An 18623-nucleotide genomic window follows, 5' to 3' on the forward strand; every position below is an offset into this window, starting at 1 on the left:
ACAAGGGACTCGAACGGCTCGTATCATACCGGCAGGCGGACCTCCGTCAAGTTGGCTAACCGACATAAGCACGCAGAAAACGAAGCATTTTCGCGCTCATCACAGACCATCCTGTTAGCTTTCAATTGTTTGACAAAATAGGGCAATCTTTAGAGGAATCGCACAGCGCGGTCTGTTTTGTGACAAATCCGACATGAAAAACTGGTACTGTTCATTTTTTTCGGACATCGGGCGGCGGGTTGCGAGGGCGATGAACGCCCGCGAGGCCGGCCGGCAGATCGACAGGGCGGCGGCCTGCTCCCATGTCCGCACTGCATGACCGTCAACGGCTATGGCCGTCGGCATCAATACCCTATTCCATGAGAAGAAATCGTATGGCTTTGCGTCGCGTCGCAACGGCGCTGCTGGTGGCTGGTTTGATCACCGCGCAGACAGCACAGGCACAGGTGACACTCAACTTCGTCAACGCCGACATCGACCAGGTGGCCAAGGCGATCGGCGCGGCAACCGGCAAAACGATCATCGTCGACCCGCGTGTAAAGGGTCAGCTGAATCTCGTGTCGGAAAATGCAGTGCCTGAGGATCAGGCCCTGAAGACCTTGCAGTCCGCGTTGCGGATGCAGGGCTTCGCGCTGGTGCAAGACCACGGCGTGCTGAAAGTGGTGCCCGAGGCGGACGCCAAGCTGCAAGGCGTGCCGACCTATGTGGGCAACGCGCCTGTTGCGCGCGGCGACCAGGTGGTCACGCAGGTATTCGTGCTGAAGAACGAATCGGCCAACAATCTGCTGCCCGTGCTGCGTCCGCTGATCTCGCCGAACAATACCGTGGCGGCCTACCCCGCCAACAACACGATTGTAGTGACCGACTACGCCGACAACGTGCGGCGCATCGCCCAGATCATTGCGGGTGTCGATACGGCGGCGGGCCAGTCGGTTTCGGTGGTGCAACTGAAGAACGCCAATGCGATCGACATTGCCACGCAGCTCTCCAAGATGCTCGACCCGGGCGCGATCGGCAGCACTGACGCGACGCTGAAGGTCTCGATCACCGCCGACCCGCGCACCAACTCGCTGCTGATCCGCGCGTCGAACGGTGCGCGCCTCGCGGCAGCGAAGCAACTGGCGAAGGAACTCGACACGCCGACCACGATGCCCGGCAACATTCACGTCGTGCCGCTGCGCAACGCGGACGCGACGCGGCTCGCCAAGACCTTGCGCGGCATGTTCGGCAAAGGCGGCGACACGGGCTCGTCGGCGAACTCGAACGATGCGAACTCGTTCAACCAGAACGGCGGCGGTGGGCTTGGCGGCAACAATTCGACGGGCACGTCGGGTACGCCGCCACTGCCCTCGGGCGGTCTCGGCAGCAGCTCGATGGCCTCGCCGATGGGCGGCAGCGGGGGCGGCGGCTACGGCGCGGGCGGCGGTTCCAATTCCGGCGGGCTGCTGGGTAACGAGAAGGAAAAGGGCGACGACAATCAGCCCGGCGGCATGATCCAGGCGGACGCCGCGACCAACTCGCTGATCATCACAGCAGCCGAGCCGGTGTACCGCAACTTGCGGGCGGTGATCGACCAGCTCGACGCACGGCGCGCTCAGGTTTATCTTGAAGCGTTGATCGTCGAGTTGAACTCGAACACGAGCGGCAATCTCGGCATTCAGTGGCAGGTCGCGAACAATTCGATCTTTGCCGGCACCAATCTGCAGACCGGCAGCAGCAATAGCATCATCAATCTGACGGCGGCGGCCGCGGCGACCGGCGCCACAGGTGGTCTAGCCGGGGCGCTCGCCGGCCAAAGTCTCCAGCAAGGCCTGAACGTCGGCTGGATACACAACATTTTCGGTGTGCAGGGACTCGGTGCGTTGCTGCAGGCGCTCTCGCAGACCGCCGATGCGAACGTGCTGTCCACGCCTAACCTCATCACGCTCGACAACGAGGAAGCCAAGATCGTCGTCGGTACCAACGTGCCGATCCAGACGGGTTCGTATTCGAACCTCACGAGTTCGACGGCGACTTCGGCGTTCAATACCTACGATCGCGTGGACGTCGGCCTGACGCTGCACGTCAAGCCGCAGATCACCGACGGCGGCATTCTCAGACTGCAGCTCTACACGGAAGACTCGGCGATCGTGACCGGCACGAACAACGCCGCGACCAACCCGGCCGGCCCGGAATTCACCAAGCGCTCGATCCAGTCGACGGTGCTCGCGGATAACGGCGAGATCATCGTGCTGGGCGGCTTGATGCAGGACAACTACCAGGTCAGCAACAGCAAGGTGCCGCTGCTCGGCGATATTCCGTGGATCGGCCAGCTGTTCCGTTCGGAGCAGAAAACCCGCAACAAGACCAACCTGATGGTGTTCCTGCGTCCCGTGATCATCAACGATCGCGGGACGGCTCAGGCAGTGACGTCGAATCGCTACGACTACATTCAGGGAGTTCAGGGCGCATACAAGCAGGACAACAACCTGATGAAGGACAATGACGACCCGGTGGTGCCGCCCATGCCGATCGGTCCGAGTCAGGGCGGTTCGCCCGAGATGAACCTGTTCGATATCGACAAGATGCGCCGGCAGAAGCTCACGCCGCCGCCGGCCAACGGAGGCGCTGTTACGAATGGCGCCGCTGTCACCAACGGCGCGGCGGCCACGAATGGCGCCGCCGCGCAGAACAGTCCGGCCACCGTTGGGCCCGCCGTGCAGAGCAGTCCCGTCACCGTGACGCCCTCTACCGAGTCGCCGGGAGTGCGGCCGTGAGCACGCCGTCCACGCCGCCGTCAGCGGCCGCTACGCCGGCAGCAGCGCGAGCCGGCGCCGCGCCGCAAGCCGCGGCGCTTGCGCCTGCGGGCGCGACGGAGCATGCCGGGCGCGAGGCGCCGTCCGCGATCGCCGCTCGGCTCGTGCCCTACGGGTTTGCGCGTGCCGGTCAGATTCTGGTTGCGCATCAGCATGCGGACAGTCTCGAAGTCTGGATCAGCGAACGCACGAGCGACGCCGCGCTTTCCGAAGTCGCGCGTAACTTCGGCGCAGTGTCGATCGTGCGCGTGCCCGCCGACGAACTCGCGCAGGCGATCAACCAGGCGTATGCGCGTCAGGACGGCAGCGCTGCGCAGGTGGTCGGCGAAGTGGAAGGCGAAGTCGATCTCTCGCGCCTCATGCAGGACATTCCCGAGGTGGAAGATCTGCTGGAGTCGGAAGACGACGCGCCGATCATCCGCATGATCAACGCGCTGCTCACGCAAGCGGCGCGCGAGCAGGCTTCGGATATTCATATCGAGCCGTTCGAGACTTCTTCCGTGGTGCGCTTTCGCGTCGACGGCACGTTGCGCGATGTGGTGCGCCCGAAGAAAGCGCTGCACGGCGCGCTGATCTCGCGGATCAAGATCATGGCGCAGCTCGACATTGCCGAAAAGCGCTTGCCGCAGGATGGCCGGATCACGCTGCGCGTAGGCGGCCGCCCGGTCGACGTGCGCGTCTCGACGCTGCCGACCGGCCACGGCGAACGCGCGGTGCTGCGTCTGCTGGAGAAAGACGCGTCGCGTCTGAATCTCGAAGCACTCGGCATGGCGCCCGACACGCTCGTCAAGTTCGACAAGCTGATCGGCAGACCGCACGGCATCGTGCTGGTTACGGGTCCGACGGGCTCGGGTAAAACGACCACGCTCTATGCGGCGATGTCGCGGCTCGAAACGGCGACCACCAACATCATGACGGTTGAAGACCCGATCGAATACGACCTCTCCGGCATCGGCCAGACGCAGGTCAACGAGCGGATCGGAATGACTTTCGCGCGGGCGCTGCGCTCGATTCTGCGGCAGGATCCGGACGTCATCATGATTGGTGAAATCCGTGACCTGGAGACCGCGCAGATCGCGGTGCAGGCGTCGCTGACAGGCCACCTCGTACTGGCCACGCTGCACACCAACGACGCGGCCTCCGCCGTGACACGTTTGACCGACATGGGCGTCGAGCCGTATCTGCTGGCGTCGTCGCTGCTCGGCGTGCTGGCGCAGCGGCTCGTGCGGCGCTTGTGCCCGGTGTGCCGCGAAGAGCGCGTGGAAGAAGACGGCAGCGTGCGCTGGCATCCGGTGGGTTGCGACCGGTGCGGCCACTCCGGTTATGCGGGACGTCGCGGCGTCTACGAACTGCTGCTGATCGACGACAACATTCGTACGCTGGTTCACCGCAACGCGGCGGATGCCGAGATTCTCGCGGCCGGCCGCGAGCAAGGCATGCGTACGCTGCGCGAGGATGCGGACCGCTGGCTCGCCTCCGGGCTGACATCGCTCGAAGAAGTGATCCGCGTCACGGGCGGAGCATAAGCGCATGCCGGCATTTCGTTTCGAAGCGATCGATGCGGCGGGCAAGGCGCAAAAAGGCGTACTCGACGCGGACAGCGCGCGCGGCGCGCGGACCAATCTGCGCTCGCAGGGACTGACGCCGCTCGTCGTCGAACCGGCCGCCACACGCACGCGTGGCGAGCGCAGTCAGCGGCTGTCGCTGGGGCGGCGTTTGTCGCAACGCGAGCAGGCAATCTTGACGCGCCAGCTCGCCAGTCTGCTGATTGCCGGCCTGCCGCTCGACGAAGCGCTCGCCGTGCTCACCGAGCAATCGGAACGCGACTACATTCGCGAACTGATGGCGTCGATCCGCGCGGAAGTGCTCGGCGGCCATTCGCTCGCCAATGCGCTGACGCAGCATCCGAAAGATTTCCCCGAGATTTACCGCGCGCTGGTCGCGGCCGGCGAACATACCGGCAAACTGGGTCTCGTGCTGTCGCGCCTCGCGGACTATATCGAGCAGCGCAACGCGCTGAAGCAGAAGATCGTGCTCGCGTTCACGTACCCGACCATTGTCACGATCATCGCTTTCGGCATCGTCACGTTTCTGTTGAGTTACGTGGTGCCGCAGGTGGTGAATGTGTTCGCCAGCACCAAGCAGCAACTGCCCTTCCTCACCATCATGATGATGGCGCTGTCCGGGTTCGTGCGGAACTGGTGGTGGGCGATGCTGATCGGCGTGGTCGTGCTGTCGTATCTGGTGCGCTCCATTCTCAAGCAGCCCGGCCCGCGCCTCGCGTTCGACCGTTGGCTGCTGACCGCCCCGCTGCTCGGCAAACTCGTGCGCGGCTACAACACTGTGCGCTTTGCCAGCACGCTCGGCATTCTCACGGCGGCCGGCGTGCCGATTCTGCGGGCGCTGCAAGCAGCAGCCGAAACGCTCAGCAACAACGCCATGCGCGAGAACATCGACGATGCGATCGTGCGTGTTCGCGAGGGCACGTCGTTATCGCGCGCGCTCGGCAATACGAAGACCTTTCCGCCCGTGCTGGTTCACCTGATCCGCTCGGGCGAAGCGACCGGCGACGTGACCACGATGCTCGACCGCGCGGCTGATGGCGAAGCGCGCGAACTCGAGCGCCGCACGATGTTCCTGACGAGTCTGCTGGAGCCGTTGCTGATTCTGGCGATGGGTGGCGTGGTGCTGGTGATCGTGCTGGCGGTGATGCTGCCGATCATCGAGTTGAACAACCTGGTGCAGTAAGGCCGGGAGAGCGGCTGGATTGCGCGATGAGCGTGCCGGTTATCGGCGCGGTGACCGCGCAATCGGTGCAGCGAGGCGGTTTGTTCGGTGCGTGACTTTAGCGCACGTAGATCGTGGGACCTGCGGGGTTGGCCGGCAGGAACACTTCGGAGTGCGCGCCATTGCGGTCGATGATGATCGAGCGGGCACGGACTTCGGAGAGTTTGGCGCCTTGCATCAGCGCGCTGCCGAGCGACACCGCATGGGGCGGTTCGCCGCCGACGCTGACGATAGCCGCGGCGCCTTCCCGCAACGCGAGGATGCCGAACAGTCGCACGTCCTGGTTGGCGCTGCGCGTGAGCTGGCCGCCGAACAGCGTGGCGGCCTGGTCGGTCGAGACCTGCGCATGCGCGGCCGCTGCGGGCAACGGCGCACCGGACATCGTGCTGAGCGTGATGACCCAATAGGTCAGCGTCGCGCAGAACACGGCGAACAGCGCGAGCGACAGAAGGCGGATTTGGATGGCGTTCATGCGCATCATTGTACGGACTATTGTGAAAATTGCGTTGGGTTGAAAGCGCCCTCTAACCAGGCGCTTTGCACGAGGCTCCGCCAGCGCGTGAGCAAACTTGCGGCGGCCCGGCGGTTTCTTACGACCCTTCAACTCCATGACATTAAAATGACCGGCCGGACGTGTTCAATGGCACCCTGTTCGCTGAACGATGAATTCCGCCCAGTCGAAAATTTCACCTGAAAAGAGGTAGCAAGCTATGCAACTGTCGACCACTCGCCGTCATGAAATCGCGGGTCCGCGCAGCCGACGTCAGCGCGGTTTTACGCTGATCGAAATCATGGTCGTGATCGCGATTCTGGGCATTCTGGCCGCGTTGATCGTGCCGAAAATCATGAGCCGTCCCGACGAGGCGCGGCGTGTGGCCGCCAAGCAGGACATCGGAACGGTCATGCAGGCGCTCAAGCTCTATCGTCTCGACAACGGCCGTTATCCGACGCAGGAGCAAGGTCTGCGCGCGCTGATCGAAAAGCCGAGCACGGACCCCGTGCCGAACAACTGGAAGGACGGCGGCTATCTCGAACGTCTGCCGAACGATCCGTGGGGCAATGCCTATCAATATCTGAATCCGGGTGTGCACGGCGAGATCGACGTGTTCAGCTATGGCGCGGACGGCAAGGCGGGCGGCGAAGGCAACGATGCCGACGTCGGCTCGTGGCAGTAGGCAGTTAAGGAGATGATTCTTACGCGCTCTTCGATGTGTTGTCGTTTGATTGTGAGCTGATCGTTCGTGGCCGGCACTATACGATTGTCCGCTTGCAAGTCCTGCGTGGACACTCCGTGTACGGCTTCGTTGCCGCGCGCGGCGTGTGCCCGCGCGCGCCTTCATCGCGTGTCGTGCTCACGTGACGCGAGCGCGCGCGCCGGCCGGCAACGCGCGGCGGGTTTCACGCTGCTGGAAATGCTGGTGGTGCTGGTGATTGCGGGCCTGCTGGTGTCCTTGACCGCGTTGACGGTCACGCGCAATCCACGCACCGATCTGAACGAGGAAGCGCAGCGTCTCGCGCTGCTGTTCGAATCGGCCGGCGACGAAGCGCAGGTGCGCGCGCGGCCGATTGCCTGGCAACCGGTTGAAGGCGGCTTCCGTTTCGACCTGCGCACCGAAGACGGCTGGCGTCCGTTGCGTGACGATCTGCTTGGGCCGCGTCGCTGGGAAGGCGGCGTAACGGGCGTGAGCATCGACTATCCGGGTTCGGATACGCAGCCGAGCCGAATCGTGTTCGGTACCGAGGCGATCGACGTGCCCGTGCGGATCACGCTGTTTTCGGCGGCCGGGAGCGCGACGATCGTCGGCACCGGCAATGGCCGCTACGAGGTGCACTGAGATGCGTCGTTGCAGGAGCAGGGTGGCGCGCGAAAAGATCCATGTCGCGCAGCGCGGTTTTACGATGATCGAAGTGCTGGTCGCGCTGGCGATCATCGCGGTGGCGTTGGCGGCGTCGTTGCGCGCGGTGGGGAGTCTCGCGAGCGGCGAGGCCGATCTGCACCGCCGCTTGCTGGCGGGCTGGAGTGCTGACAATACGCTGGCGCAATTGCATCTGGCGCATGCGTGGCCGAACGTAGGCTCGACGAGCTTCGATTGTTCGCAAGGCAACTTGCAGTTGATCTGTACGGAGCATGTGACGGCAACGCCGAATCCGGTGTTTCGTCGTGTGGAAGTGATGGTGACGATGCCGGGCGGCTCCGGCAATCTGGCTCAAATGGTGACGGTGGTCGCGAATGAAAACAACCGTTCGCTCTGAGCGCCGCCGCCTTTCACGCGCGAGGGGCGCGCGCGGCTTCACGCTGATCGAATTGCTGGTCGCGATTGCGATCCTGGCGGTGATTGCCGTGCTGTCGTGGCGCGGGCTCGACCAGATCATTCGCGGCCGGCAGACCATTACGAACGCGATGGAAGACGAGCGCGTCTTCGCGCAACTGTTCGACCAGATGCGGATCGACGCGCGCCAGGCCGCATCGGATGACGAGGCTGGGCAGCCGGCCGTGTCGGTGTCGGGCAGCGTGTTGCAGATCGTACGGCAGATGAATTTGCCCGGGGCGGCGCCGCGCTTGCAGGTGGTGCGGTATCGGGTGTCTGGTGGGCGTGTGATTCGGTATGCCTCGCCGCCCTTGGGCAATATGGGCGAGTTGCGGCGGGCGCTGCGCGGTAGCGAAGGTGACGGATGGAGTGGTGTGCCCTTGATGGGCGGTGTCGGTTCGATTTCCGCGCAGGTTTATGTGCCGAAAGTGGGTTGGACTACGCAGATGGGCGATGTGCAGAGTGCCATTACGGAGGCGGACAATAATCTGAAAGTGCCCCAGTTGGGGAGTGCGCCGCTGCCGCGGTCGGTGACGGGGTTGCAGGTCAGTGTCGGAGCGACGTCTTTGGCTCGGCCGGTGACTCGGGTTTTTCTCGTCGGAGAGTGAGATGAAGGGTTTTGTTTTTTCTCCGCGGGAAGTGTTGCGCTGTGCTCTTTGGGGTGTTGGCCTTTCCTTGATTTCACGGTGGTCTATTGGCGTTGCCCCTGTGCGGGGCGGCACTCACTTTCTTTGCCGCCGCAAAGAAAGTAAGCAAAGAAAGCGGCTTCACACCGCTAACGTACAAGCGGAGCCCTCGCGCAGCCACGGTAGTGGCGCGATTGACGAACGATCCCTCGCACAGCAAACGACAGTGACCAAGCCGTCATCCGTTCCGGCGGCGCTGCGCGCGCCGAGCGGTTCATCACAAAACCAACGGCCCTTTGCAACTCGTCGCCGTATCTCAAACCATCTTCGGTCCGCTTCCGCTCCCAGCCGAGGCGAAGCCGACGGCACCCGCGAGGGCGAGCTTAACCGATGGTGTTCCCTGCCTGCCGTTCCGGCGAGCACGCAGTGTGAGGCGGGAGGTATGACTGCCTTGTCACGGGCGGGGAGTGTGCGGGATGACGGATTCCAGATGGGCCGCTACCGTGACTGTGCGGGGGACCCGCTTAGCATTGGCGGTGTAAAGCGGCTTTCTTTGCCTACTTTCTTTGCCGCGGCAAAGAAAGTAGGTGCCGCCCCGCACAGGGGCAACGCCAATAGACCACTAAGAAAGCAAGGAAAGGCCAACAACAAAAACCAAACCCAACCAACCCAGAAAGGCGTAGCAATCATCAGCGCCTTACTGGTAGTAGCCCTATCCGCAATATTGGTCTCCGGCATGCTCTGGCGCCAACAAGTCCAAATCCGCCGAATAGAAAACCAGCGCCTCCTATCCCAGGCCCAATGGGTAGCCCGCGGCGCGCTAGACTGGACGCGCCTGATCCTCCGCTCGGAGGGCGACACCTCAGCCGGCATCACGTACCTGGGCGGCCTATGGGGCGTCCCCATCGCCAAAACCCGGCTATCCGATTTCCTCGGCCAGATCGGCGAAGTGCGCGCGCAACAAGGCGCGGATACCTATTTATCGGGCTCAATCGAAGACGCCCAGGCCAAATTCAACCTCCGGAATCTGGTCGAGAGCCCCGCCCCCGGCGTCATGCAACTGGACATGAACCAGATCGGCGCCTACCAGCGCCTGCTCGTGTCGCTCGGCCTGAACAGCCAGTTGGCCAAAACCACGGCAATCCAGGTCCGCGCAAGCCTTGCGCAATCGGCCACCCGCTTTCAAACGGTCACGTCCGTGAACGGCACGACAGCGACCCCGCAGGTTCAAGGCGGCGCCACCGGCGGCAGCTTCACCGACAAACCCGGTATCGAAGACAGCAACGACAGCTCGGCCAACGCGCCGCTGCAAATGACCAGCGTCGACTCGCTACTCGACATTCCAGGCTATACGCCCGAGATGGTCGCGCGCTTGCGCCCGTTCGTCACCGTGTTGCCGACCGTTTCGGCCGTCAACGTGAACACGGCCTCCGCCGAAGTGATCGCGGCGGTCGTACAGGGAATGAGCGTGTCGACGGCGCAAGCCTTCGTCGCGCGTCGGCAGACGGTGTTTTTCCGTAACGCCGGCGACGTACAGCTCGCGTTGCGCGGCGCCGGCGTGCAATCGGTTTCGATCGATCCGAACGAACTCGACGTCAACTCGAATTACTTCCTGATCCACGGCCGCGTGCAGCACGAACGCGCCGAGGTGGACCGCACGACACTCGTCTATCGCGACGCATTGACTCACACTACGCGTATCGTGCGAGTAGAAGACCAACTATGAATAACGCCTTTCCCAGAGAGAGTGGCCTTTGAGCACGCTGATCGTTCTATTGCCGCCGCGTGATCCGGCGGTGCCGTCGCAGGAATGGCAACTGCCGGAGTTGCCGTTCGTGCTGCTCGACAAGTCGGGGCGCACCCAGCGTGCCGGCCGTTTGGCGCTCGCGCTGCTGCCGCGCGCCACCACGACAGTGCTGATGGTCGCCGCGCGCGACCTGCTGATGATGCCCGCCACGCTGCCGCCGCTGCGCGGCCCGCGGCTGCGTCAGGCGTTGCCGAATATCGTCGAGGATCAACTGATCCAGGACCCGCAGACCTGTCACATCGCCGTCGATCCGAAACCGCTCGCGGGCGGCCGGCAGTTGCTGGCGATCATCGACCGCGGCTGGTTCCGGTTTGTCTGCGAATCGTTCGCCAACGCCGGTCACCGCAGCTTGCGCGCGGTGCCGGTCACACGCTGCCTGCCGCAGGCCGCCGCGCTCGATCTCAATGCGCCCGCCGAAGTCGCGGAAATGGTGAACGCCGGTGAGCCCGCCATGGCAGGCTCCGCCAGCGTGGCGACTTCGCTGCCGGGCGTCGCGCCGGTGGTGGCGCCCGGCGTGGCGTCCGTGGTGCCGATGGTGGCCGCCGTGCTCGGCGCCGTGGTGCAGACCGCGCCCGCCCTGCTGCTCGAAGGCGCGGTGGAAAGCGCCGCGAGCAACAGTGTGCCGCGTGTCGAACTGGCGATCGCGCGGGGCGTGCAAGGTGAAGGGCTGGCCGTGCCGGCCAACGCCGTGAACGCGACACTCGGCGCGCTCGCCGGCGCGGCACCGGTCTCGTTGTACATGCTCACCGAATTGCCGGGCAATGAGCCGAGCCTCGCCACGAGCAGCCCGGCGCGGCTGGCTGCGTATATCCACGGCGCGAGCCCGTTGCCGTTCGAGCAACTCGCGCGGCGAGCGCTGGAGTGCCGCTTCGACCTGTGCCAGTTCGAGTTCGCTTCGCAGCCGTGGCGGCTCGACCGCGCAACGCTGCGGCGTTTGCGCCTGCCGGTGTTGCTCGCGGTCGGCGCGCTGGTGATCGCGATTGTCGGCGCGAACGTGCAGTGGCTGATGCTGGCGCGTCAACGCGACGCGATCAACACGCAAATGACCGAACTGCTGCTCACTACCTTCCCCAAAACGACTGTCGTGCTCGATGCGCCCGACCAGATGGCGCGTCAGTTGCAGCAGTTGCGTATCGCCGCGGGTGAGCTGTCGCCGGACGACTTCCTGGTGCTGGCCGACGGCCTCGCGCGTTCGCTGGCGCCGGTGCCGGTCAACGGCATTGCCGCGCTCGACTATCACGACCGCCGGCTCGACGTGACCTTCAAGCCGGAGGTCAAGCTCGATCCCGACTTTGCGAAGCGCCTCGGCCGTAACGGCCTGAGCGGCGCGATCGACAGCAATACCGGCAAGTGGACCATCAGGAACGGACAATGAAAGCTGAACTCGCACAAACCTGGGCCGGATTCTGGGAGCAGCGCACCGAGCGCGAAAAAAACCTGCTGGTGTGGGGCGGTGGCTTGCTCGCCATTGTGATCGCGTGGTCGGTGCTGTGGGCGCCCGCGCAGGAAGGGCGCGCGCATCTGCGTGAATCGTTGCCCACCTTGCAGCGGCAGTTGGCGCAGATGACCGCGCAAGCGAACGAAGCACGGCAGTTGTCGGCGGCGGCTCAGGGCGTCGCGCCCACCGGCGCCGCGCTGAAGGACGCCCTCACCGCTTCGCTCAACGATCATGGCCTCGCGGCGACACAGATTCAGGTGATCGGCAACGCGGTCCAGATCCAGTTGAAGAACGCGTCGTTCCCGGCGTGGACGAACTGGGTCGACGACGTGCGCAAGCAGTTCAAGGTGCAGGTTTCGGAGGCGCACGCCACGGCGCTCAAGGAAGACGGTCAGGTGGATCTGACGGCGTCGCTGCAGCCGTCCACCGCGAAATGAATATGCCCGTACCCGTGCCGTTACAGGATCTCGCATGACCTACTGGATGCGGCGCCTGCGCCTCGCGCTTCCCTGGCTGGTGATCGCGGTGCTGTCCGCCGCCGTCGTGATGCTGGCGATGCTGCCGGCCGCCTGGATCACGCCGCAGTTCGCCAAACAGACGCGCGGCCACGTGAATCTCGTCAATCCGGCCGGTTCGCTGTGGCACGGCTCGGCCACGCTGATGCTGGCCGCGGGCTCCGACACGAGCGCGGCGACCCTGTTGCCTGGGCGGATCGAATGGCACACGGCGTTCTGGCCGCTCTTTACCGGCCGGGTGCGCATGACCATGCGGCACAGCGAGGCGATGCCGGAGCCGATCACGGTCGACGCCACGCCGCGCACCGCGACCGTCACGCCGGGCACGATCGCCGTGCCCGCCTCACTGCTGAGCGGCCTCGGCGCGCCCTTCAATACACTCGATCTGCAGGGCAATGTGCAACTGTCGTGGTCCGATTGGCGCAGCTTCAACCGCGAAGCGTTCGGGCAGCTGACCGTCACGCTGACCGACGTCAGTTCGCGTGTTTCGCTGGTCAAGCCGCTTGGCTCGTACCGGGTGCTGTTTCAGGCACAAGGCGAATCGTCCACGCTCGATCTGACGACCACCAAGGGCCCGTTGATGCTGACCGGCAACGGCACGGTCTCGGCTGCGGCCACGTCGTTTCATGGGACGGCCAGCGCCGCGCCGGAGGCACGCGACAATCTCGCGGGATTGCTGAATCTGCTGGGGCGGCCGAACGGCCCGGACACGGTAATGTTGACGTTCGTGCACTGAGGCGCGCTGAGCGGCGCGGCGGCGCAGCCTGGTCGAAGGGCGGCATCGATGTCGCTGCATGGGGCGCCGGTGCCGCGCGAGGCATGCGATACCTCGTGGGCTGCTGAGCCTGTCGGGACCTGCGGGCGTCGGCGCGACGCGAAAAAAGAGGCATGGCCGCGCAAGGCGGGCATGCCTTTTTTGAGTCGCCTCGACGGTCGGCGCTGCTACTCGTTGCGCATCTGCGCCGGCGCTGCCGACCCGCTTTGCGCGACCGGCGTGGCCGATGATGCAGGCGCCGGCGCCGCCACATCGCCGGTTTCGCGATTCATTTGCGACACGTCCCAGCCGCCGCCCAGCGCCTTCACCAGACCCACGGACGACACCATCCGCTGCCCGGCGATGCTCTCCAGTTTCTGCTCGGCCGTGAAGGCGGTGGTTTGCGCCGTCAGCACGTTGACGTAGCCGACCGTACCCGCCTTGTACTCGTTCGTGACGATGGCGAGCGCCTGACGCGCCGAGTCCACCGCTTGCTGCTGCACGACGATTTCCTGTTCGAGGATGCGCTGCGACGCGAGATTGTCCTCGACGTCCTGGAACGCGGCCAGCACCGTTTGACGGTAGCTCGCGACATCGCCGTCGTACGCGGCGCGAGCGGCGTCGGTCTTGGCCTGGCGCAGACCGGCGTCGAACAGCGTTGCGGCGAGTTGCGGGCCAAGCGTCCAGAAGCGCGACGGCGCGGTCAGCAATTGCGAGAACACCGAGTTTTCAAAGCCGCCGGAGGCCGACAACGTCAGCGAGGGGAAGAACGCGGCGATGGCGACGCCGATCTGTTCGTTTGCCGCCGCAGCCTTGCGTTCCGCTGAGGCGATGTCCGGCCGCCGTTCGAGCAGCGCGGACGGCATCTGCGCCGGCACGGCAGGGGGCGTGGCGGTGAGCGGCATCGGCGGAATCGAGAAGGTGGACGCCGGTTCGCCGACCAGGACGGCAATCGCGTGTTCGTCCTGGGCGCGCTGGACGCCGTTGTCGATCGCGGCCGCCTGTGCCGACTGCAATTGCGTTTGCGCCTGAATCACGTCGGAGCGTGCGGCGACCCCGGCCGCGTACTGGTTTTGCGTGAGTTGCAGCGAGCGCTGGTAGGCCGCGACGGTGTCGTCGAGCAATTTTTGAGTCGAGTCGAGCGAGCGCAGCGAGAAATAGGTTTGCGCGAGCGTGGCCTGGGCAGACAGCCGCGCGTTGGCCAGGTCCGCCGCAGCGCCTTGCTGGCCGGCTTTCTGCGAGTTGACCGAGCGCGTGACCGAACCCCACAGATCCGGCTCCCAGCTTGCGTCGAGCTGCACGTTGAAACTATTGCCGATGCCGGAGCGGCTTGTCGCGGTTGTCGAGTTGCCGCCGGACGACGACCCATTGCCCGAACGCGTAGCGCCCGCCGACGCGCTGATGGTCGGGAAATACGCTGCACGCGCCTCGCCAACCAGCGCGCGCGCCTGCCGGTAGGCGGCGGCGTATTGAGCCACGGTCTGGTTCGCGGTGTTCAGCCGGTCTTCGAGTGCGTTGAGTTGCGGGTCCTGGTAAATGGTCCACCAGTCGCCGCGATCGTGCTGATCGGCCGGTTCGGCGACTTTCCAGCCTGGAGCCGCTTCCTTGTACGACGCTGGAATGTCGGCGGCGGGCCGGCGGTAATCGGGGCCGACCACACAAGCGGACAGCAGGCCGGCGAGCGCCGCAGCCACGGCAATAGTCAGGGCGCGAGGCGCAAGCGTCCGCGCGCGCGAGATTCGATCAGACTGCATGCAATGAATTCCTTCTGGACGCCGCGGTGCGGCCTATCGCGGCACCGCCCGCCGGGCGAGATCTTGGTCTGCCGGAATGTTAGCGTATGAGCCCGCTGGGTCGCGGGAAACTGAAAGGGTAATGCGAGGAGGGAGGCAGGTGTGTTACTGAGGGTGTCGCGATGGTTACGCGCCGTTACCGGCCCGGCCGTTAAACCCGCGATTCTGTCGACTTGACTTGCCGGAGCAGCTTGCCGGCCGCGGCCCGGCACGGCGCGTCGCCGCGCGCCTGGCAGGCGCCGCCCGGACCCGCGTGCTTTTCTGCAGCGGTGGCCGCCACGGCACTGTTCGACGTGAGACGCGACGCCGCCGCCGGTTCGACCTTCGCCCCTGTGACGCCCTTCTGTCCCCGCCGATGTTCGACCCATGCCAGCACCGCCACGCCTACCGATCCCCCGGGCAGCACGAACAGCAGAGCGAACAACGCGAGTTTCCACCAGCGGTGCGGCCCTTGAAAGGTATTCAGTGCGGAATCGGTCAGGGAGCGGCTCAGGCCGCCAAGCGTGTTTTTGAGGTACAGCATCGGGAAAATCCTTTTCGCACGTCGCTCGCGGCGTGCCGTCAATCGGTCAGAACATGGTCTCGGGTGGCGCGGGTCGCGCGTAACTCGTTGCCTGTAATAATATTGACTATGCAATTAAATTTCAAGATACTTTGATGCGCAAGCATCGGTCGTGTTGTTTTTCCGCCGTTCGCGCTACGCGAAATCCAGTTTGACTTGTCTGCTTAGGCAGCTAAAATCCGTTTTGCTCGATGATGTTCCCGGATACACGATGACTGACGGTCCCTACAAGGCAGACGAGATTCACCTCGAATCGAGTCTTGGTTACTACCTGACGAAAGCTCGAAACGTGCTGGTCGAGCGGACCGACCGTGCGGTCAAACCGTTGGGGCTGACCACGCAGCAGATCGGCGTCATCCTCATGCTGTCGTCGCGGCGCGCGAGCACGCCGTTCGAGCTGTCGCGCGCCATGTCTTACGACAGCGGATCGATGACGCGTCTGCTCGATCGCCTTGAAAAGAAAGGTTTTATTGTGCGCACGCGCAGTGAAACCGACCGCCGGATGGTGGAGCTGGAGTTGACGCCGCAAGGCCATGAAGCCGCGCGGCAACTGCCAGGCTTGGGCGCGGCGGTGCTGAACGAGCAATTGCGTGGATTTTCCGCCGCCGACCATGCCACCCTGATCGACCTGCTCGGCCGTTTCATTGCGAACGGCATCGACGCGGGGAGCAGTGTGGGATGCGGCTTGGGGCCCCACCAGGAATCGCAGGACGAATCACCCGAAGAGTCGCCGCCGGAACACGGCGAACGCTAACCAAGACACGCTTTTCACGAGCGTCACTGTATGAAGATGTCTGTCTGGGCAGAGAATGATCCGGCATGTAAGCGCACTGTATGCACCGCGCAATAAAGATGCCGTGACAAGCTTTCCCAGTTGAGGAGAAGATTTTATGGACGCTACGGCTTCCGCCGCTGCCCTACCCGCCGCCGAACCCGCCCCGCTCAAAGGCGGCGCTTTGGCCCTGCTTACAGTCGGCCTCGCGCTCGGCACGTTCATGGAGGTGCTCGACACGTCGATTGCGAACGTGGCGGTGCCGACTATTTCCGGCAGCCTCGGCGTGGCGACCAGTCAGGGCACCTGGGTGATCTCGTCGTATTCCGTCGCCTCGGCGATCGCAGTGCCGCTCACAGGCTGGCTTGCGCGCCGGGTCGGCGAAGTGAAACTTTTCACGCTGTCCGTGCTGCTTTTCACGATTGCCTCGGCGCTGTGCGGCTTCGCGCAAAATTTCGAATCGCTGATCGCATTCCGGCTGGTGCAGGGGCTCGTCTCCGGACCGATGGTTCCGCTTTCGCAGACCATTCTGATGCGCTCGTATCCGCCGGAAAAGCGCGGACTCGCGCTGGGTCTCTGGGCGATGACGGTGATTTGCGCGCCGATCTTCGGGCCCGTGATGGGTGGCTATATCACCGACAACTACACGTGGCCGTGGATCTTCTACATCAACGTGCCGATCGGGTTGTTCTCGGCGGTGTGCGCGTTTCTGTTGTTGCGCGGCCGTGAGACGAAGACCACGAAACAGCGCATCGACGCGGTCGGCCTCGCGCTGCTCGTGATCGGCGTGTCGTGCCTGCAGATGATGCTCGACCTCGGCAAAGATCGCGACTGGTTCAATTCGACATTTATCGTCGCTCTGGCGGTGGTCGCGGTGGTGTCGCTTGCCTTCATGCTGGTCTGGGAGATGACGGAGAAAGAACCCGTCGTGGATCTTTCGCTGTTCAGGGATCGCAACTTCGCGCTCGGCGTGCTGATCATCTCGTTCGGGTTCATGGCCTTCTTCGGCTCGGTGGTGATCTTCCCGCTCTGGCTGCAGACCGTGATGGGTTATACCGCCGGGCTAGCGGGGCTGGCGACCGCGCCGGTGGGTCTGCTCGCGCTGTTTTTGTCGCCGATGATCGGCAAGAACATGCACCGGTTGAACCTGCGCGTGGTGGCGAGTTTTGCGTTCATCGTGTTCGCGTTCGTCTCGTTCTGGAATTCCACGTTCACGCTCGACGTGCCGTTCAATCACGTGATCTGGCCACGGCTCGTGCAAGGGATCGGCGTTGCCTGCTTCTTTGTGCCGATGACCACCATTACGCTTTCCAGCGTGCCGGATGAGCGGCTCGCGAGTGCGTCCGGCCTGTCCAATTTTTTCCGGACCTTGTCGGGCGCGATTGGCACGGCGATCAGTACGACGTACTGGGAGAACGACACGATCTACCATCACGCCATGCTGACCGATTCCGTCAACGTGTATGCCGCGAACACCAATGCTTATACCAATGCACTGGCCGGCGTTGGCCTGTCTGGCGACAGCATCACCGCGCAGTTGAATCAGGTGGTGACCGCGCAGGCTTACATGATGGCCACCAATGATTTTTTCCGTATTTCGTGCGCGGCCTTTCTCGTGCTCGCGGTGCTGGTCTGGATCACCAAGCCGCGCAAGGGCGTTGGGCCTTCAATGGGACATTGAGGCTGGGACATTGGGGCTGGGACATTGAGGCTCGACGATGATCCGCTGAGCGGACGCGCGCCGAAGCGACACTTTTCTTGGGCCACTCTGCGCGCGCTTTTAGCACTTTCTATTGCGTGACGGCTTCGCCATTCGTTGCCGGGTTCGATTGGCCCTGCAAAGCATCCGGATGCAGCGTTGAAGGCTCCTGGGGTTTGGCGCCATCTGCGACGCCTCGCACGTATTGCTTGAAGTCGGCGCCGGCTTCCCACGGGTTCGGCTTGCAACCCATCGAGCCATCGCAGTGCGCGGCAAAACCGATCGTCGCAGTGCCGTCGGGGTTCGCCGCGCGCGTGATCTGATACGCCAACGCGCGCTTGCCGCCATCGGGTCCGGCGGTCTGAATCAACGTGTCGGTGGAGGACTCGATCTTGTACTTCGAATGACTCGCCACCCACGCTTGCGCGCGCTGCCACCAGACATCGCATTGCGCTTTATTCGAACACGTCAACGGCGTTGTCGCGATCTGCATGACGTCCGGATCGACCTGCCCCTGCGTCGAACATCCCGCCGCCGCTACGCACAGCATGGCCAACAGACTTTTTTTCATCGCGTTGCATCCTCCCTCTGTGGTGCGCGTCATGTCAGTTTGGACCACCGGGTCGGTACGGTGTTTCATCTGGATCAGAGAATCGTTACAGCGCGCGGAGAAATTGCCGATGGCTTTCTACACAGAATGGCGCATCGCGTAGACGTTACCTGCGCAGAAAAAAAGCGGTCATTGCTGACCGCTTTTTTGTCACCT

The 18623-nt window shown here is 64.0% G+C and carries 17 protein-coding genes; 13 read left to right on the plus strand and 4 right to left on the minus strand.

Annotated elements, in window-relative coordinates:
* The first annotated feature begins 374 nt into the window (after positions 1-374).
* From gspD to gspF, 3 genes are read left to right on the plus strand one after another with little or no spacing between them, the layout of a single operon-like run.
* Complete coding sequence (gene gspD / locus P0D68_RS20485; RefSeq protein ID WP_091797753.1) at positions 375-2756, plus strand: type II secretion system secretin GspD; 2382 nt, start codon at positions 375-377, stop codon at positions 2754-2756.
* Complete coding sequence (gspE, locus tag P0D68_RS20490; RefSeq protein WP_408299729.1) at positions 2753-4321, plus strand: type II secretion system ATPase GspE; 1569 nt, start codon at positions 2753-2755, stop codon at positions 4319-4321. Before gspD ends, gspE begins: the two co-directional genes overlap by 4 nt.
* Before the next feature lie 4 nt (positions 4322-4325).
* Positions 4326-5543: a type II secretion system inner membrane protein GspF gene (gene gspF, locus P0D68_RS20495; protein WP_408299727.1), complete on the plus strand. Its 1218-nt coding sequence runs from the start codon at positions 4326-4328 to the stop codon at positions 5541-5543.
* A 97-nt stretch (positions 5544-5640) separates the two neighbouring features.
* Here the strand turns inward: gspF and P0D68_RS20500 are convergent, their stop codons facing one another.
* Positions 5641-6054, minus strand: a complete 414-nt coding sequence (locus P0D68_RS20500; protein WP_035518470.1) for a type II secretion system protein N — start codon at positions 6052-6054, stop codon at positions 5641-5643.
* A gap of 238 nt (positions 6055-6292) precedes the next feature.
* Between P0D68_RS20500 and gspG the strand changes: the two genes are divergently transcribed.
* The 8 genes from gspG (at position 6293) to P0D68_RS20540 (ending at position 13013) form a co-directional block, all read left to right on the plus strand.
* Positions 6293-6757 carry a type II secretion system major pseudopilin GspG gene (gene gspG / locus P0D68_RS20505; protein WP_091797744.1) on the plus strand — a complete coding sequence of 155 codons (465 nt, stop codon included), beginning with the start codon at positions 6293-6295 and terminating at the stop codon, positions 6755-6757.
* Between the two features lie 105 nt (positions 6758-6862).
* Complete coding sequence (locus tag P0D68_RS20510; protein ID WP_408299724.1) at positions 6863-7417, plus strand: GspH/FimT family pseudopilin; 555 nt, start codon at positions 6863-6865, stop codon at positions 7415-7417.
* A 1-nt stretch (position 7418) separates the two neighbouring features.
* Entirely contained in the window at positions 7419-7835 is a 417-nt protein-coding gene (gspI, locus tag P0D68_RS20515; RefSeq protein ID WP_091797741.1) for a type II secretion system minor pseudopilin GspI, read from the plus strand.
* Positions 7813-8499, plus strand: coding sequence for a PulJ/GspJ family protein (locus tag P0D68_RS20520; protein WP_091797738.1), 687 nt, complete (start codon positions 7813-7815; stop codon positions 8497-8499). Before gspI ends, P0D68_RS20520 begins: the two co-directional genes overlap by 23 nt.
* A 460-nt stretch (positions 8500-8959) precedes the next feature.
* Entirely contained in the window at positions 8960-10243 is a 1284-nt protein-coding gene (gene gspK, locus P0D68_RS20525; RefSeq protein WP_408299721.1) for a type II secretion system minor pseudopilin GspK, read from the plus strand.
* A 28-nt stretch (positions 10244-10271) separates the two neighbouring features.
* On the plus strand, positions 10272-11699 hold the full coding sequence (gene gspL, locus P0D68_RS20530) for a type II secretion system protein GspL (RefSeq protein ID WP_408299719.1): 1428 nt from the start codon (positions 10272-10274) through the stop codon (positions 11697-11699).
* A complete protein-coding gene (locus tag P0D68_RS20535) occupies positions 11696-12199 on the plus strand; it encodes a type II secretion system protein M (RefSeq protein ID WP_408299717.1) in 504 nt (167 codons plus the stop codon). The genes gspL and P0D68_RS20535 overlap by 4 nt, the downstream gene beginning before the upstream one ends.
* A gap of 34 nt (positions 12200-12233) precedes the next feature.
* Complete coding sequence (locus P0D68_RS20540; RefSeq protein ID WP_408299715.1) at positions 12234-13013, plus strand: type II secretion system protein N; 780 nt, start codon at positions 12234-12236, stop codon at positions 13011-13013.
* Positions 13014-13219: 206 nt separating this feature from the next.
* On the opposite strand, the gene P0D68_RS20545 is transcribed toward P0D68_RS20540, so the two are convergent.
* Both P0D68_RS20545 and P0D68_RS20550 read right to left on the minus strand, forming a co-directional pair.
* Positions 13220-14785, minus strand: coding sequence for an efflux transporter outer membrane subunit (locus P0D68_RS20545; protein WP_408299713.1), 1566 nt, complete (start codon positions 14783-14785; stop codon positions 13220-13222).
* A gap of 190 nt (positions 14786-14975) precedes the next feature.
* The gene (locus P0D68_RS20550) at positions 14976-15347 is read right to left on the minus strand and encodes a hypothetical protein (protein WP_408299711.1); all 372 of its coding nucleotides are present in this window, start codon (positions 15345-15347) and stop codon (positions 14976-14978) included.
* A gap of 250 nt (positions 15348-15597) precedes the next feature.
* On the opposite strand from P0D68_RS20550, the gene P0D68_RS20555 reads away from it, so the two are divergent.
* Together P0D68_RS20555 and P0D68_RS20560 are read left to right on the plus strand one after the other, a co-directional pair.
* Positions 15598-16140, plus strand: a complete 543-nt coding sequence (locus P0D68_RS20555) for a MarR family winged helix-turn-helix transcriptional regulator (RefSeq protein WP_408181834.1) — start codon at positions 15598-15600, stop codon at positions 16138-16140.
* Between the two features lie 136 nt (positions 16141-16276).
* Complete coding sequence (locus P0D68_RS20560; protein WP_408299709.1) at positions 16277-17839, plus strand: DHA2 family efflux MFS transporter permease subunit; 1563 nt, start codon at positions 16277-16279, stop codon at positions 17837-17839.
* A gap of 109 nt (positions 17840-17948) precedes the next feature.
* Here the strand turns inward: P0D68_RS20560 and P0D68_RS20565 are convergent, their stop codons facing one another.
* Positions 17949-18428, minus strand: coding sequence for a hypothetical protein (locus P0D68_RS20565; RefSeq protein WP_091797711.1), 480 nt, complete (start codon positions 18426-18428; stop codon positions 17949-17951).
* Positions 18429-18623: the final 195 nt, after the last annotated feature.

Source organism: Paraburkholderia sp. RL17-380-BIE-A (genome assembly GCF_046028085.1).
Classification (GTDB): Bacteria; Pseudomonadota; Gammaproteobacteria; order Burkholderiales; family Burkholderiaceae; genus Paraburkholderia.

Excerpts from the sequence above, each read along its gene's own strand:
- P0D68_RS20540 (WP_408299715.1), top strand. The coding sequence starts at position 12,234 with ATGACCTACTGGATGCGGCGCCTGCGCCTCGCGCTTCCCTGGCTGGTG.
- gspD (WP_091797753.1), top strand. The coding sequence starts at position 375 with ATGGCTTTGCGTCGCGTCGCAACGGCGCTGCTGGTGGCTGGTTTGATC.
- gspG (WP_091797744.1), top strand. The coding sequence starts at position 6,293 with ATGCAACTGTCGACCACTCGCCGTCATGAAATCGCGGGTCCGCGCAGC.
- P0D68_RS20535 (WP_408299717.1), top strand. The coding sequence starts at position 11,696 with ATGAAAGCTGAACTCGCACAAACCTGGGCCGGATTCTGGGAGCAGCGC.
- P0D68_RS20555 (WP_408181834.1), top strand. The coding sequence starts at position 15,598 with ATGACTGACGGTCCCTACAAGGCAGACGAGATTCACCTCGAATCGAGT.
- gspI (WP_091797741.1), top strand. The coding sequence starts at position 7,419 with ATGCGTCGTTGCAGGAGCAGGGTGGCGCGCGAAAAGATCCATGTCGCG.
- gspF (WP_408299727.1), top strand. The coding sequence starts at position 4,326 with ATGCCGGCATTTCGTTTCGAAGCGATCGATGCGGCGGGCAAGGCGCAA.
- P0D68_RS20520 (WP_091797738.1), top strand. The coding sequence starts at position 7,813 with ATGAAAACAACCGTTCGCTCTGAGCGCCGCCGCCTTTCACGCGCGAGG.
- P0D68_RS20550 (WP_408299711.1), bottom strand. The coding sequence starts at position 15,347 with ATGCTGTACCTCAAAAACACGCTTGGCGGCCTGAGCCGCTCCCTGACC.
- P0D68_RS20545 (WP_408299713.1), bottom strand. The coding sequence starts at position 14,785 with ATGCAGTCTGATCGAATCTCGCGCGCGCGGACGCTTGCGCCTCGCGCC.
- P0D68_RS20500 (WP_035518470.1), bottom strand. The coding sequence starts at position 6,054 with ATGAACGCCATCCAAATCCGCCTTCTGTCGCTCGCGCTGTTCGCCGTG.
- P0D68_RS20560 (WP_408299709.1), top strand. The coding sequence starts at position 16,277 with ATGGACGCTACGGCTTCCGCCGCTGCCCTACCCGCCGCCGAACCCGCC.
- gspK (WP_408299721.1), top strand. The coding sequence starts at position 8,960 with ATGACTGCCTTGTCACGGGCGGGGAGTGTGCGGGATGACGGATTCCAG.
- P0D68_RS20565 (WP_091797711.1), bottom strand. The coding sequence starts at position 18,428 with ATGAAAAAAAGTCTGTTGGCCATGCTGTGCGTAGCGGCGGCGGGATGT.